The 14,897-nt window shown below is 70.4% G+C and carries 15 protein-coding genes; 6 read left to right on the plus strand and 9 right to left on the minus strand.

What is annotated here, in order from left to right; all coding sequences use genetic code 11:
* Positions 1-46 precede the first annotated feature (46 nt).
* Complete coding sequence (locus ACGFJ2_RS22400; RefSeq protein WP_393471062.1) at positions 47-2,095, minus strand: SufS family cysteine desulfurase; 2,049 nt, start codon at positions 2,093-2,095, stop codon at positions 47-49.
* Between the two features lie 195 nt (positions 2,096-2,290).
* Here ACGFJ2_RS22400 and ACGFJ2_RS22405 point away from each other — a divergent pair, with 195 nt between their 5' ends.
* Positions 2,291-3,424 (plus strand): helix-turn-helix transcriptional regulator, encoded by a 1,134-nt coding sequence (locus tag ACGFJ2_RS22405; RefSeq protein WP_357939374.1) that lies wholly within the window; start codon positions 2,291-2,293, stop codon positions 3,422-3,424.
* A 105-nt stretch (positions 3,425-3,529) separates the two neighbouring features.
* A complete protein-coding gene (locus ACGFJ2_RS22410) occupies positions 3,530-4,201 on the plus strand; it encodes an alpha/beta hydrolase (protein ID WP_357939376.1) in 672 nt (223 codons plus the stop codon).
* A 20-nt stretch (positions 4,202-4,221) separates the two neighbouring features.
* Here ACGFJ2_RS22410 and ACGFJ2_RS22415 read toward each other — a convergent pair whose 3' ends face one another.
* Positions 4,222-5,373 carry an AI-2E family transporter gene (locus ACGFJ2_RS22415; RefSeq protein WP_357939378.1) on the minus strand — a complete coding sequence of 384 codons (1,152 nt, stop codon included), beginning with the start codon at positions 5,371-5,373 and terminating at the stop codon, positions 4,222-4,224.
* Positions 5,374-5,503: 130 nt separating this feature from the next.
* On the opposite strand from ACGFJ2_RS22415, the gene ACGFJ2_RS22420 reads away from it, so the two are divergent.
* Positions 5,504-6,415, plus strand: a complete 912-nt coding sequence (locus ACGFJ2_RS22420) for a YihY/virulence factor BrkB family protein (protein ID WP_393471067.1) — start codon at positions 5,504-5,506, stop codon at positions 6,413-6,415.
* 105 nt (positions 6,416-6,520) lie between these two features.
* On the plus strand, positions 6,521-6,697 hold the full coding sequence (locus ACGFJ2_RS22425) for a hypothetical protein (RefSeq protein WP_357939382.1): 177 nt from the start codon (positions 6,521-6,523) through the stop codon (positions 6,695-6,697).
* Between the two features lie 8 nt (positions 6,698-6,705).
* Here the strand turns inward: ACGFJ2_RS22425 and ACGFJ2_RS22430 are convergent, their stop codons facing one another.
* On the minus strand, positions 6,706-7,365 hold the full coding sequence (locus tag ACGFJ2_RS22430; protein WP_357939384.1) for a response regulator transcription factor: 660 nt from the start codon (positions 7,363-7,365) through the stop codon (positions 6,706-6,708).
* Positions 7,353-8,627, minus strand: coding sequence for a sensor domain-containing protein (locus ACGFJ2_RS22435; protein ID WP_358193465.1), 1,275 nt, complete (start codon positions 8,625-8,627; stop codon positions 7,353-7,355). Before ACGFJ2_RS22435 ends, ACGFJ2_RS22430 begins: the two co-directional genes overlap by 13 nt.
* 200 nt (positions 8,628-8,827) lie before the next feature.
* Between ACGFJ2_RS22435 and ACGFJ2_RS22440 the strand changes: the two genes are divergently transcribed.
* Positions 8,828-9,073 (plus strand): hypothetical protein, encoded by a 246-nt coding sequence (locus ACGFJ2_RS22440; protein ID WP_358193458.1) that lies wholly within the window; start codon positions 8,828-8,830, stop codon positions 9,071-9,073.
* 5 nt (positions 9,074-9,078) lie between these two features.
* Here the strand turns inward: ACGFJ2_RS22440 and ACGFJ2_RS22445 are convergent, their stop codons facing one another.
* Positions 9,079-10,110, minus strand: coding sequence for a sigma-70 family RNA polymerase sigma factor (locus tag ACGFJ2_RS22445; RefSeq protein WP_393471071.1), 1,032 nt, complete (start codon positions 10,108-10,110; stop codon positions 9,079-9,081).
* 73 nt (positions 10,111-10,183) lie between these two features.
* Between ACGFJ2_RS22445 and ACGFJ2_RS22450 the strand changes: the two genes are divergently transcribed.
* Positions 10,184-10,990, plus strand: a complete 807-nt coding sequence (locus ACGFJ2_RS22450; protein WP_393471074.1) for an alpha/beta fold hydrolase — start codon at positions 10,184-10,186, stop codon at positions 10,988-10,990.
* A gap of 10 nt (positions 10,991-11,000) precedes the next feature.
* Here the strand turns inward: ACGFJ2_RS22450 and ACGFJ2_RS22455 are convergent, their stop codons facing one another.
* The 4 genes from ACGFJ2_RS22455 to ACGFJ2_RS22470 all read right to left on the minus strand — a co-directional run bounded on the left by ACGFJ2_RS22455 (position 11,001) and on the right by ACGFJ2_RS22470 (position 14,866).
* Positions 11,001-11,621, minus strand: coding sequence for a YoaK family protein (locus tag ACGFJ2_RS22455; protein ID WP_358193422.1), 621 nt, complete (start codon positions 11,619-11,621; stop codon positions 11,001-11,003).
* A gap of 113 nt (positions 11,622-11,734) precedes the next feature.
* Positions 11,735-13,252, minus strand: a complete 1,518-nt coding sequence (locus ACGFJ2_RS22460) for an RICIN domain-containing protein (RefSeq protein WP_393471077.1) — start codon at positions 13,250-13,252, stop codon at positions 11,735-11,737.
* A gap of 99 nt (positions 13,253-13,351) precedes the next feature.
* Positions 13,352-14,146, minus strand: a complete 795-nt coding sequence (locus ACGFJ2_RS22465) for a maleylpyruvate isomerase family mycothiol-dependent enzyme (RefSeq protein ID WP_357939398.1) — start codon at positions 14,144-14,146, stop codon at positions 13,352-13,354.
* A 153-nt stretch (positions 14,147-14,299) separates the two neighbouring features.
* On the minus strand, positions 14,300-14,866 hold the full coding sequence (locus ACGFJ2_RS22470; protein ID WP_358193394.1) for a carboxymuconolactone decarboxylase family protein: 567 nt from the start codon (positions 14,864-14,866) through the stop codon (positions 14,300-14,302).
* Positions 14,867-14,897: the final 31 nt, after the last annotated feature.

Below are 14,897 nucleotides of genomic sequence, written 5' to 3' on the forward strand. Positions count from 1 at the left end.
ACCCTGCCCGACGCCGGGGCCATCCGCCGGGCTGGGTCGCTGACGATCAGGCTTGGGCGGTCACCACGCTCGCCGAGGTCTCCGCGTGCACGCCGTGCCCGTCCGTACAGTGGGCCAGGTTCGCGCGGACGGCCGTGTATAGGGATTGGCGATGGACGGAGATGTGCGGCCCGACCGCCGAGAAGTCGAAGAGGCAGCACAAGGCGTCCGGTCCGCCGGGGATGGTGACCGGCACCGTCCACTCGCGCAGCTCGACCCGGCCGAAGCCCGCCTCCTCCACCAGGGCGGCGACCTCCTCCCCGCCCAGCGACCACGGCTCCTCGAACAACGCGGCCGGTCCGCGGCCGAGCACGGCGCCCACCGCGTCGTGCAGGGCGCGGAAGAGCGGATTGTGGCGGAGCGGTGACCAGGTGGCGATGGCGAGCCGCGCGCCGGGACGGGCGGCCCTGCGCATCTCGGCCACCGCGGCGCGCCGGTCCGGGACGAACTGGAGCGCCTGCTGCATGGTGATCAGGTCGAACGCCTCGTCGGACACGTGCAGGGGGGCCGCGCCGCACTCGACGTACTGGATCGGGGCTCCGCTGACGGGCGGCTCCTCCCGCGCGAGCGCGAGCATGGCCGGGCTCGGGTCGGTGCCGACCACGGCCCCGCCGTCGCCCACGGCCGCCGCCATGACGCGGGCCACCGTGCCCGGCCCGGTGCCGATGTCGAGCGCCCTGGCTCCCTGGGCGGGAGCCAGCTCCTCGACCAGCCGGTACGCCCAGGGCCGGAAGATCCCCGGCACCAGGACCTCCTGGTAAGGGCGGACCTGGCGGGTGTCGGCGGCCTCGTAGACCGTGTCCGGGGCGCGCTCGCTCCGCCGGGAGCCGCGCGCCTGTTCCAGGGTCGTGGCCAGGACGTCGACCTCGTCGGCCGAGTTGTACAGGTAGAAGGAGGCGCGGATGGCCGCCGGGATGCCGAAGCGGCTGCATGCGAGCTGGGCGCAGTGGTGGCCCGAACGTACCGCGATCCCCGCCTCGTCCAAGGCCGTGCGCACCTGCTGGAGCGGCATGCCGTCCACCACGAAGGAGAGCAGCGGCAGCCGGTCGCGGGTGTCCGCCGGCCCGATGAACCGGATGCCGGGCACCTCGCCGAGCCGGTCCAGCGCGTACTCGATCAGTGCCTGGTCATGGGTGGAGACCGCGTCCATCCCGATCTCCGAGAGGAAGTCGCACGCGGCCCCCAGGCCGACCGCCTGCGCCACCGGCGGCGTCCCGGCCTCGAACTTGAGCGGGGGTGCGGCGTAGTGCATGGCGTCCACACTGACCGTCTCGATCATCTCGCCGCCGCCGAGGAAGGGCGGCAGCGCCGCCAGCAGCTCGTGCCGGCCCCACAGCACGCCGATCCCGGTGGGCCCGCACATCTTGTGCCCGGAGAACGTCACGAAGTCGGCACCGAGCGCGGCGACGTCCACTCCGAGATGCGGCACCGACTGCGCCGCGTCGACGACCAGCAGGGCGCCGACCTCGGCCGCGCGGGCCGCGATCGGCGCGATGGGGTTCACGGTGCCCAGGATGTTCGAGGCGTGCACGACGGCCACGACCTTGGTCCGGTCCGTGACCAGCTCGGCCAGGCGGGACAGGTCCAGGCGGCCGTCGTCCGTGATGCCCAGATAACTGACCTTCGCCCCCACACGCTCGGCGAGCAGTCGCCAGGGGATGAGGTTGGAGTGGTGCTCCATCTCGGTCAGGACGATCTCGTCGCCGGGACCGACCCGGAGCCGCCCGTCGCCCCACATCAGCGTGTTGGCCAGGAGATTGGTGGCCTCGGTGGCGTTCTTGGTGAAGACGATCTCCTCGGTGCGGGGCGCGTTGACGAAGGCCGCGACCTTGCGCCGGGCCCCTTCGTACAGCTCGGTCGCCTCCACGGCCAGGCGGTAGACACCACGGTGCACGTTGGCGTTGGCGCGCGTGTAGTAGTGGCTGAGGGCGTCGAGCACCACGGCCGGCTTCTGCGTGGTGGCGGCGCTGTCGAGGTAGACGGGCGGACGGGAGCCGTCAGCGGCTGTCTCGAAGAACGGGAATGCCTTCCGTATCGACTCGACGTCGATCGTCATCGTGGTCTCCTCCTGCCGAACGGTGTCGCGGCAGTCTCACCCCGGCCGGGCCGCCCGGATCCAACTGGAGTTGCGCGACGGCATCCCACGATTCTCCGAATACGATAGCGGCTTTTTCTTCGGCGCCCGGTGGCAGAAAGCGGCGGTCATTTATGGCCGTCGATGGCCGTCGAATTCATCGCCTAATCTGGCGGCATGGCCAGCGATTTCTTGGTCGACGGCGGCCGGATCATGGCCATGCGCCGCGCACGCGGCCTGTCCCGGCGCATTCTGGCGAATCTCGTGGGCTGCAGCGAGGAATGGCTCCGGCTGGTCGAAAAAGGCGCCAGGCCGCTGGACCGATTATCCACCATCATGCGAATCGCCGATGTTCTCCGCGTCAACGACCTTTCCGAACTCATCGGCGGCCACATAACACTGCCGGCCACCGGCGACCACGGCGAATGCGATGACGTCGGCCGGGCACTGCTGTTCCCCAGATTGTGCGCCGACGGGGTGACCGAGAGCGTGCACCGCGTCCACCGCCACGTGTCGTCGGCGTGGGAGATCTGGCGACGCTCGCCCAGACGCTACACCGAGCTACGCCGTCGCCTGCCCGCCCTCCTCCTGATGGCCGACACGTCGGCGGAGCACGCGAAGGCCGAGGACCGGCAGGCCGCCGCCGCCGACCTCACCGACGTCTACCGGCTGTTCGCGACGCTGCTGCGCGGCTGCGGCCATCACCCGCTCGCCCTGCTGGCCGCCGACCGCGCCGTGGCCGCCGCGCCCGCCGACCTGCGGGCGCTTACCCGGGCCGAGCTGGCCGAGGTCCTCATCCACCTGGGCAGGTACGCCGACGCCCGCCGCTTGTGCCTGGCCGCGACCGAGCTCACGGACGACCCGTCGACCATCGGCACCTGCTACCTGACGGCGGCGCTGGCCACCGCCGAGGAGAACGACCTCCTCCGGACCGAGGAACTCCTGAACCGCGCCCGCAAGCTCGGCGGGCGGCTCGGCGTGGACTTCATGGCCGAGGTGGACCTGCACGCGGTGGTGGTGGCGGCACGCATGGGACGCTACCGGCAGGCCATCCGGCTGGCGGCGGACGTCGACGCCGACCGGTTGTACGCGAAGGACCGGCAGGCCCGCTATTTCCTGTCCCTGGCCACGGCCTACGCCATGGACCGCAACCCGGAAGCCGCCACCGCCATGCTCAGGAAGGTGGCGGAGACCTGCCCCGAGGAGCTCAAGTACAGCCCTCAGGCCGGCCGGGTGGTGGACCAACTCCGGCGGCTGGACTGCGAGACGACCCGCGGCGAGCTACGGCAGATCGCCCGGCTCACCGCCTGATCCTCCATAACTGTTCCTTCTCATATGGAGACGTACTATCTCTTGGACTTCTGGTTCGTTCTGCCGGAGGCTGGGGACGTACGCCACCTACCTGAGGAATCCCCGATGACGACCTTCGTACTTGTTCCCGGCGCCTGCCACGGCGCGTGGTGTTTCGAACCGCTGGCGCGCCGGCTCCGGCAGCACGGCCACGAGGCGTACCCGATCACGCTGACCGGGCTGGGGGCCAGGAAGCACCTGCTCAACGCCTCCGTCAACCTCGACACGCACGTCGAGGACGTGGTGAATCTCCTGGAGGACGAGCAGATCACCGACGTCGTGCTGGTGGGGCACAGCTATGGCGGAATGGTGATCACCGGTGCCGCCGACCGCGTCCCCGAGCGGGTCGACGGTCTGGTCTATGTCGACGCCTTCGTACCCGAGGACGGGGACTCCTGCTGGACCTTGGCCACGGACGACCAGCGACACTGGTACATCGGCGACGCCCACGCGAACGGCTACGCGACCGCGCCGCTGCCCTTCTTCGATCCGCGGGCGACGCCGCACCCGCTGGCCTCCCTCATCCAGTCGATCCGCCTGCGCGGCGGGCTCGACCGGTTCCGGAGCAAGGACTATGTGTACGCGGCCGAGGGCGAGGGGGAGTCGGCCTTCAAGCCGGCCTACGAGCGGGCGCTGGCCGATCCGTCGTGGCGCGCGCATGCCCTCGCGTCCAGGCACAACGTGATGCGGGACGCGCCCGACGAGCTGCTGAAGATCCTCCTGGCCACGAGCGCCTAGTCCCGTCGCGCATCATCGCGTCAACCGGTCGGCAGCGTTGGTCCGCCGGCGGTCTGGGCGGGTTTGCCGTGGTGCGGTGGTGGTTCCGGCTCCGGCACGGGTGGGAGCGGGAGCGGTTCGTCCCGGAAGAGTTCGGGCACCGATCGGTACAGGATTGCGGCGATCGGCACGGCCACGATCGCGCCCGCGATCCCCGCCAGGATGCCGCCGACGGAGAGCACGATGATGATCGCCAGCGGGTGGAAGTGGAGCGCCCGGCCGACGATCAGCGGCTGGAGGACGTGGTTCTCCAACTGCTGCTCGACGACCAGGATGCCGACGAAGATGAGCGCGTAGATCGGACCCTTCGCGCCGAGCGTGACCAGCGTCGCGACGGCTCCGGCGAAGAAGATACCGACGATCGGGATGAAACTCGCCAGGAAGATCAGCACGGCCAGCGCCGCCCAGAGCGGGACGCCCATGACCGCGAGCACGATGCCCATGAGGATGCCGTGCACCGCCGCCACGGCCACGGTGCCCTGTACGTAGTGCGAGAGCGTGACCCAGGCCGTACGCCCGGCGCGATCGACCCGTGGCGCGACCGTACCGAACGCCTTGAGGAACCACGCCCAGATCCGGTCCCCGTCCTTGAGCAGGAAGAACGTCACGAAGAGCAGCAGGACGGTCGCGGCCAGCGCTTCGAGCAGCACCACGGTGCCCGCGAGTACGGTCGAGGTGATCTGCCGCTGCTGCTCGGTGACCAGGTTGGCGATGTCGTCGACCCAGTTGCTGAGCTGGTTCGGCTTCACGTGCAGCGGGCCGGTGTAGAGCCAGCCCTCCATCGTCTTGGCGGTCTGCTGCACCTGTTTCACCAGGCCGGGAAACTCCTCGTTGGCCCGGACACCGATGACCCAGCCCGTCCCGGCCACCACGGCGAACGCCACGAGCATGGTGATCCACGTGGCGTAGATCGGCCGCAGACCCATCGCGCGCAGCCGTCTGGTGAGGGGGAACAGCAGCGCGGTCAGCAGCAGCGCGACCGCGACCGGCAGGGCGATGAGGTGCATCAGCACCACGATGTTGACTATGTAGTTGGCCACGAAGCCGATGAGGATCAAGCAGGCGCTCCAGGCGGCCAGCTTGGCCAGCGTTGGTGGCACCAGCCCCCAGAGGGGTCCCCGATCCGGCTTCACGTCTCCCAGACTCTCACCTCCGCTCCTGATAGGCACGGATCCTGGCCGCCCAGTAAGGTGCGGCCAGGATGATTCGACGCACGCCCGGGTAGAGGCTCAGCCTGAAGATCGAGCGGTTTTGGACGGTACGGTGAGCAAGCTCGGACGGTTGCCGGCGGCTTGGGCTCGGGCGAGAAGTCGTCATGGCTGGCTGGATCATCTGGTCCGGGCCCTGATCCGCTATGACAAGGTGGACGCCGGCCGGTTGTCGGCCGCGCTCACGTACTACTCCTTCTTCGCCACCTTCGCGCTCGCCCTGCTGGGGTTCGCCATTCTCGGCCGGTACCTGGACTATCCGCCGGTGCTGGAGGCGGTGCGGCACTATCTGAGCGAGAACTTCCCGCGGCTGGACGTCCAGGCGTTGATCGACGCGCGGACGACGGCCGGGGCGGTGGCGTTCGTCGCGCTGCCGTTGACGGGCCTGTTCTGGATGGACGCCCTGCGCTCGGCCAGCAGGGCGATCTGGCGGATCGAGGAGTATCCGGGGAGGTTCATCCTGCGCCAGCTCATCGACCTGGGCGTGGTGGCCGGGCTCGGTGTGCTGCTCTTCCTGTCGATCGCCCTCGCCTTCGCCGCCGAGTGGCTGCTGAGCTGGCTGGCCGTCCACACGGTGGGCACGGACGCCGACTGGGCCCAGTGGGTGCTGTCCGCGGCCGCGTTCGTCATCGGTCTCGGCATCAACACCCTGCTGGCCATGGCGTTGCTGACCGCCCCGCCCCGGCTGCACCTGCCGCTGCGCAGGGTGATCGGCCCGGCCCTCGTCATCACGTTCGGCCTGGAGATCCTCAAGACCCTCGGGCAGGTCTACCTCAACCTCACCGCGGCCAACCCCGCCTACCAGGTGGTCGCGGGAGCGGTGGGGATGCTGGTGTTTCTCAAGCTGCTCAACCAGCTCATCCTGTTCGCCGTCGCTCTGGCGGCCACCAGCACCACCGGCCAGGTCAAGGACCTGACGACTGGCGGGCCTCCGCTCAGAAAGTCGCCGAAGGTCCCGCTTCAGTGACGGACGGTGGGAAAACTGTCCGTTTCCTCGGCCTCGCCAGGGGGAGAGACTGGTGACCAAGGCCGAATGATGGAGGTAGAACCGATGCGCTTAGCGTCAGTAGTGGTGATCCTTTGGCTGATCGTCGGCGCCTTCGCGGCGGGCCAGCGTGACTACTACTCAGGACCGGTCGACAACTGCAACAAGTTGGCCACCATCGCCGTGACGATCGTGGCCGGCCCTCTCAACTATGTCGGCATGAACCCGAAGATCGACTGTGAGACACCCCAGCCCAGCAAGTGACATCCGGGTCACACCCGGCGGTTGGCGTCCTCCAGGTAGTGCAGGACGGCGGTGACGCGCCGGTCCGCCCGGTCGGTGGGCGCCAGGTCGAGCTTGGCGAAGATGCTGCGGATGTGCTTGTGCACGGCGCCATCAGTGACGAAGAGCCGCTCGGCGATGGCGGCGTTGCCCAGACCTTCGGCCATCAGGGCCAGCACGTCGCGTTCGCGCGGGCTGAGGCGCTCCAGCCGAGTGTCGGGCCGGGTGCGTACGAGCAGCTGCGCGACGACATCCGGATCGATGGCCGTACCCCCGTCCGCCACCCGATGCAGCGCGGCCAGGAACTCGTCCACTCGCCCGACCCGCTCCTTCAGCAGGTACCCGAGGCGGGAGCTGCCATGGGAGAGCAACTCGGTGGCGAACGCCTGCTCGACATAGGCGGACAGCACGAGCACGGCCAGGTCCGGCTGGCGGCGCCGGGCCTCGACGGCCGCGACGATCCCCTCGTCGGTGTGGGTCGGCGGCATCCGTACGTCGACGATCGCGACGTCCGGCTTGTGGGCCCCGACGGCGTCCAGGAAGCCGCTGGGGTCACCGGCGGTGGCCACGACGTCGATCCCCTCGGCGCGGAGCAGCAGCGCGAGCCCTTCGCGCAGGAGCGGGTCGTCCTCGGCGATCACGATCCGCATGGCAGGCTCACGGTCACGGTGGTGGGCCCACCGGGTGGGCTGGTCAGCATGAATGTCCCATCGTGTGCTTCGGTACGTTGGCGGATGCCGACGAACCCGGACCCGTTGCGTTCGTCCGCGCCGCCCTGGCCGTCGTCGGTGATCCGCAGGTGGAGCCGGTCGTCCTGGAGGTGGGCCAGGACGTCGGCGCGCCCGGCACGGCTGTGCTTGGCGATGTTCGTGAGCGTCTCGGCCACCACGAAGTAGGCCGTCGCCTCGACCGAGGAGGCGCACCGGACGGGCAGGTCGGCGTCGATCCGGCAGGGCACCGGGCAGGCCGTGGCCAGACCGGTGAGCGCGTCCGAAAGGCTCCGGTCGGTCAGCACCGGCGGCAGGATGCTGCGGACGACCCCGCGGAGCTCGGCGAGTGCCTGCTCGGCGGCGTCCTGCGCACGTTCGAGAATGGCCTCGGCACTGGCCGGGTCGCGTGTCAGAGCCCGGCGGGCCGCGCCGAGCAGAACGTTGACGGCGACGATCCGGTTCTGCGTCCCGTCGTGCAGCGACCGCTCGATGCGCCGCAGTTCGGCGGAGTGCGCGTCGAGCGCGGCGGCGCGGGTCGCGGTGAGCTGTACGACCCGCAGCGCGAGGTCGGTTCCGGAGACGGGCGCCAGCAGTCGCCGGCCGGGCCAGGCCTGCAGCCGCGCCATCCCTGGGATGATCGTGGCGGTGATGACGATCCAGCCGATGCCCAGCAGGGAGACGGCGAGGGCGCTGGGCCAGCCCTGCACGGTCCAGAGCCCACTGGCCGACGTGGCCGCCACGTCCGGTGGCAGCAGCCGCCAGTACAACGGGAAGGGGATGTCGCGCACCGCGTAGAGGGGCAGCGAGAGACCGATCGCTCCGACAAGCAGCCCGAAGACGGCATGCGTCGCCACCCAGCCCACTTCCCCGCGTACGGCCGAGTCCGCGAGGGCGGCGCGCAGCCCATGCGGTATCGGCTCCGGGCCGACGACCTCCGGACCCCAGCGGGAGAGCCGCCCGCGTTCCCGGTCGGCGACGACCCGCACCACGCGCAGCGTGACGGGCGCCAGCAGCAGGCCCACACCGACGAGGCTGGTCACCGCAGTGGCGATCACCAGCGCGAAGGCGATCAACGCCAGGAACGAGGTGCCGAACCCGCCGACGAGGCGTTCGAGCGCGTCCAGGACGACTCGGGCACGGGCGAGGGCGAACGCGTCCCAGCGGGCCGCCCGCCGGCCGGTCGTGGGGTCGTCGGTCGGCATGCGGCACCTCCCTGGCCCAGGAGATCGCCCGGGCGGCGCCTCCTCAGCCCAGGACAATAGGGCATCACTTGGGCGGTCGGCAGATCATCGGCCGAGGAGTACAGCCTGCTGTACCCGGCTTGTCCCGTTGGTGGGATCGTCGTCAGCGGTGATCGTCCGTAGCTTCGATGTGTGACAGCCCATCGAGTGAGGAGCACCTCATGTCCGAATCCTTAATGTCCGACATCCTGAACGTCTCCGAGGCAGCCCGTCCGGCACAGTCCGCCGACGCTCGGCGCGGGATGTTCCGTCCCGTGCTGTGGCTCCTGCTCGCGATCAGCGCCGTCCTCAACATAGTGACCTCGAACATCGGCCCCAACGTCTTCGTCGGCATCGGATTCGGGCTCGCCACCATCGCGTGCGCCGTCGCCCTGGCCGTCCACCACTACCGCCATCGGCGCCCCTGAGCATCTCAGGGCAGTGCGGCGGGCAGCCCGAAGGGCGTGAAGTGCTCGGCGCCGATGAACGAGGTGACCTCGCGGATGCGCTCGCCGCGCAGGGTCAGCACGTTGATCGACCAGGCGAGGTGCGCGCCGGAGCCGTCGTTCCGGAGGTAGCAGGCCACGGCGGGCTGGCCGTTCGCGGTGACCGGCAGGTGCCGCCAGCTGCCGCAGGCGGTCAGCGGGACCCGCGTGGCGAAGTCGGCGACGGCCGCCAGGCCGTGATACCAGTGCGGCAGCGGCGGCATCGACCAGGTGACGTCCTCGGTCAGGAGCGCGACCAGGGCGTCGGCGTCGCCGCGTTCGAGCGCGGTGGAGTAACCGGCGACGATCTCCCGCACCCTGGCGTCGTCGATCTGGCGCAACGTCCGCTGCTGGGTCGGAGCGGGCACCTTCTCCGCGACGATCTTGCGGGCTCGGGCCAGGGCGGAGTTCACCGACGTGGTGGAGGTGTTCATCGTGGTGGCGATCTCGGCGGCGGAGAACCCGAGGACCTCGAAGAGCAGCAGCGCAGCGCGCTGGTTGCCCGGGAGGTGCTGCAGGGCGGCGACGAAGGCGAGTTCGACGGCCTCGCGCTGCTCGTAGCGCGCGGCCGGCCCGCCCGCGCCGAGGCCCGCGTCTGGGTAGGGGCCCAGCCAGGCGACGTCGGCCAGCGGGGCGTCGCCGAGCACGGCGCGATCACTGGACGGGCCGAGGTCCATCGGCAGGGCTCGCCTACCCCTGGATTCGATGGTATCCAGGCAGGTGTGGGTGGCCACGGTGTACAGCCACGAGCGCAGCGAGCTGCGGCCCTCGAAACGGGCGAGCCCCCGCCACGCCCGCAGCAGGGCGTCCTGGAGGGCGTCGTCGGCGTCGTGGGTGGAGCCGAGCATGCGGTAGCAGTGGGCGTGCAGCTCCCGGCGCAGCGGCTCCACGAGCCGGTTGAACGCGGCATCGTCCCCGGTACGCGCCCGGACCAGGTCTTCGGCATCCTCCGCCGACGTGGCGGAAAAGACTTCGCTCACAAGCGACGATTCTGCCCCATCACCGGAGTCACCTCTTGGACCGACCACCAACCTCCAGACCAGGAGAACTCCGATGCACAACACCCTTGAGGTCCCTGACGCCCGCCTGTACTACGAGGTACGGGGCGAGGGCCCCTTGGTGGTGCTCGTCGGCGCCCCGATGAACGCCGACTCCTTCGCCCCGGCGGCCGAGCTGCTGGCCACCGACCACACCGTGCTCACCACCGACCCACGCGGCATCAACCGCAGCCCTCTCCACGACCCCGACCAGGACTCGACCCCGCAGTTGCGCGCCGACGACCTGTCCCGGCTCCTGACCCACCTAGACGCCGGCCCGGCCGCGATCTTCGGCTCCAGCGGCGGCGCCGTCACCGCGCTGGCGTTCGCCGAGGCCCACCCCGAACAGGCCCACACCGTCATCGCCCATGAGGCCCCGGTGGTCGACCCGCTCGAGGACCGCGAGCAGCTCTACGCCGGGGCCGACGACCAGATCGCCACCTACCTCGCGGGTGATGTCATAGGGGCCTGGCGGAAGTTCATGGCTCAGGCCAACATCCCCATCCCGGACGACGCGATCGGGATGATGTTCGGCGGGGACCGCGACCCGCGGCAGGTCGCGGACGAACGCCGCTGGTTCGCCCACGAGATGCGGGCCACCGTCCACTGGCAGCCCGATTTCGCGGCTCTGCGCGCCGCGAGTACCCGCGTCGTGATCGGCATCGGCGAGGACTCGGCCGGCCAGCTCTGCGACCGCACCTCGATCGCGCTCGCCGCGGCACTCGGCATCGAGCCGACGATGTTCCCCGGCGGCCACGTCGGCTTCGCCGACGACCCGAAGTCCTTCGTCACCCGGCTGCGGGCGGTCCTGTCCGAGGGCTGATCGGGCGGCGTCAGCTCGTACCGGTGATCAGAGCGAGGGCCACGGCCAGCAGCGCGATCACCGGAGCCGCCGCGGGGAGCAGGTGCAGGCTCACCGTGGCGGCGGCCGCGCCGAGCGCCAGGGCGAAGAGCACGGCCACCAGCTCGGGAACGTGCGGCTGCCCGTCCTCGGGAGTGAGGAGGCGAGAGAACGAGCTGGTCAGCGCGCCGGTGATGAACGTCGTCGAGCCGATGAAGGTCCGCAGACGATGAGTCACCGCGCTCTGGACGCCCATGGCGAGGGCGGCGGTCGCGATCAGCGGGAGGTGCGGGCCGGACAGGGCCCAGGCGATGGCCAGCGCGATCAGCAGGCCCAGCTCGGCGGCGACGGCCAGCCTGATCCGGACGGCCCAGCCGGTGGCCTCGCCGGTGAACCGGAACGCGGCCACCAGGCCGCAGGTAAAGGCGATCAGCGCCACCAGCGAGCCCAGGGCCTCGGAGAGGCGGCCACGGCCGGCCGACACGCCGAGCAGGACCAGGTTGCCGGTCATGTTCGAGGTGAAGACCTGGCCCAGGGCGAGGAAGGTGAAGGCGTCCATGGAGCCCGAGGCCAGCGCCAGGCTCAGGATGGGCAGGCGGTTGGTGGCCGACATCCCCTCATGGTCGGCCGCCCGTGCGGCCTGCGGCGGGAGGCGCGCTGAGCACAGCTACAGGACGACGTGGTGGGCGGGTGCGGCACGGCGGGGCGAGCAGGCTCGTTGGGCGGTTACGGGACGGCGGGGTGGGTGGGCGTGTTGGGTGGGTTCAGCCAGTCGGGGGTGCGCCACTGCTGGACGTTCGCGCGGGTGCACGGGCGCAGCGACAGCGAGGCCCCGTCGGGCTCGAGTTGCAGGCACAGGCCGCTGGCGACGTGCTGGACCTCCCAGTAATGCCACCGCTTGTACGCCGAGCGGTAGTTGAAGCGCCAGTGCTGGCTGGCGGAGTCCGAGCAGGGCTCGCGGGACGGGCGCCGCCGGTCCGGTGGGCCGGTGGCGGTCAGGCAGCCGCCCATGATCGTGATCGCGTACGTCCCCTGGGCGCTCGGCCGGTAGCTGAACGCCTGGTTGACGCCGCCGTGGCAGGTCCACGTGATCAGGTCCGCGGCGCCCGTGGCGTCCAGGCACACGCCGTTCTCCGAGCTGGCCAGCGAGCTGCCGAGATCAGGCGGGCGGGTGGTGACCAGCCAGCGCTGGCCGGGCCGGTCGGCCGCGCAGGCCAGCAGGATCAACGGGGTGCCTGGGTCGGCGATGCTCTGGTTGGGCTCGGCGCACAGGTTTCCCCTGGGGGAGGCGATAGTGATCGCATGGTCGCCGGTCAGCCGCCAGAGCTGGTCGTCGGAGCCGTCGCAGTCCGCCTCGGTGAGAAAGATCCCTTCGGTGACGCGCCGGGCCTCCGGGGTCAGGCAGCGTTCGCTCACGCGGTTGCGGATCCGGTGGAAGAACGCGCCGTCGCGCTTGGCCGGTTCGAGGTCCCAGCGCTGGGCCTCGGTGGGGACCGTGTTGATGGCCGAGCCGCCCAGTCTGGCGTGCGGGGGAGCGGTCGTGGAGGTGTTGACGACCAGGGGCTTGCCGGGTGCGTACAGGGAGAGGATCAGCACGTTCGAGCGCTTGAGCGAGTCGGGGATGTAGGTGTCGACGTACACCACATAGGCCAGGAAGGCCGCGGTCGCGAACACCACCGACGCCACCGTGCTGATGACCAGCCTCTTGCGGCGGGCGGGCCGGGACGGCTGGGGATCGGCCAGCCTGCGGTAGGACCGCAGCCACTTGTCCACCGTGGCGTCCGGCACGTCGTGCACCAGGAGGAAGGCCCGGATGACCGGCTCGGCGCTCTTGACGTCGTTGAGCCAGCCGGTGCGCTGCTTGGTGACCTTCTCCAGGTCTGTCCGGTCGAAGGCGAGCTCCCGCCGGGCGGCCCGCGCCTGGAGCTCGGCGAGCTTGGGCGCGCGCGCCTCCCAGCGCAGGTCCTTGAGCAGCCGCTTGTACGTGGGCAGGTCGTGCGCGGTGAACGGATCGGTCGCGGTCGCCGAGCGGTTGGCCCAGCGCGACTGCAGGAGGCCGCCCAGCGGCGGGAGCGCGGCGGCCAGGCAGGCGAAGACGATCGCGGGCAGGATGTGCGCCGGGTTGAGCTGGGGCTGGCCGTCGGTGGCGAAGTTGACGTAGATGCCGGCCAGCACGGTGAAGACCGCGCTGAGCACGGCCACCGCGCCGATCACGAGGGCGAGCTCGCGTGGGGGATTGCGCATCTGCTCCGTCCGACACTGTGTGTCGGCCTATGGTAACGGAACGTACGCGGGTCTATCGGGCGACGGCCGTGCCTGTCAAAAATCGAATCAGTTGGCGGGTCAGAAGCCGGGGAAGATCCGGCGCAGGTCGTCCAAGGTGAGGCTGTCGCTCGTGAGGGTCACCACGCTCGGTGTGTGCTCGGGAGAGTGGCGGCCGGTGGTGAGACGCAGCCACCACTCGGCCGGCGCGTTGAGTACGGCGTCGGGCTGAGCCGGCTCGTCGGTGAGGCTGACCGCGTCACCCACGACGAGCCCGAAGGAGCGCTCGGGCGAGGTGGTCCGGATGGCCACGCCGACCTGGCGTCCGGCGAGGGCGTCGGCCTTGGCGATGAAGTGGATGAGCATGCCCACCTGGTCGAGCAGCAGCCCGGCCGCGGCGGGGGCCAGGGTCGCCGCCGGGTCGAAGGCGACCTCGACGTCCCACGAGTGATGAGCGAACTCGCTGAGCCGCAGCCCCGCCGCGGTCGCGACGTCCACGGGGACCGGCAGGAAGCCGAGGTTGATCCGCAGCTCCTCGCGCGTCTGCGCGTCGAGGCTCTCGTAGCGGCTGACCAGCGCCTCGTTGGCGGTCAGGAAGCCCTCGGCCCGCTCGGCCGGGGACATCGCGTCCCAGCGGGCCCAGACCGACTTGTTGAAGTCTCCGTCCGGGCCGGCGGTGCCGCTGAGCGTGGCCTCCAGGCCGGCCAGGTTGATCTCGGCGCCGCTGCCCAGGTGGCTGAGCACCTGCGACACGTCCCACTCCGACGCGCCGGACGGCCGGGTGAGGTCGTCGGCCGCGAGGCCGCGGACAAGCGTGGCCAGATGATCGTGGCCGCTGCGCAGCGCGTCGATGATCTGGTCGGCACGATCGGTCATGTTCGTCTCCAGAGCGGGGACGCGGAGATGTCTACGGTCCGCCGCGTTGCGAATTTTGTTGACGGGTCAAGAATATGTCCTGCGAGTGCTCCCCGCGGCGGCGAGTACCTGTCGGCGCCTCGGCCATCAGCGATCCGAAGGCGCCGACGAGGCTCATGCGGACGTGTCCCGGGGCTGGAAGGAGTCGAACACGGTCATTCCCGAGGCCGGGTCGAGATCGGTCTCCGTCACCTCGGTCAACCGTGCCATGGTCATGTAGAAGCCGATCACCAGGATAGCCTCGACGATCTCCCGCTCCGAGAAGTGTCGTCGAACCTCCGTGAACACGCTGTCCTCGACCCGGACGGCCTCGATCACCTGCTTCCCAAACGCGAGCAGCGCCCGCTCCGCGTCGTCGAAGACCTCGTCGTCGAGATTCGCGTGTTCGATGGCGTCGATCTGCGCTTGCGGAACGCCGACTCCCAGGGCGATCGGCACATGTTGCCGCCATTCGTAGGCGCCGCCCTCGATCCGCGCGACGAGCAGGATCAGCAGTTCGCGCCGCCGATGCCCGAGGTCGAGGCTGCTGAGGATGGCCGTGCCCAGCCGCACCTGCGGGAGCACACACGACTCCGCATGCGCCAGCATGCGGAAGATGTTGAGCTTGACCGGTAGGGCCGCGAGTACTTTGGCCGCGTCCCCGGTCGCGTCATCAGGATGGATGAGGGTCAATCTCGCCATCGATACCTCCGGCTGTGTCGCCGTTAGCTGG

This window comes from Nonomuraea sp. NPDC049028 (assembly GCF_043197735.1).
In the GTDB taxonomy this organism is placed as follows: domain Bacteria; phylum Actinomycetota; class Actinomycetes; order Streptosporangiales; family Streptosporangiaceae; genus Nonomuraea.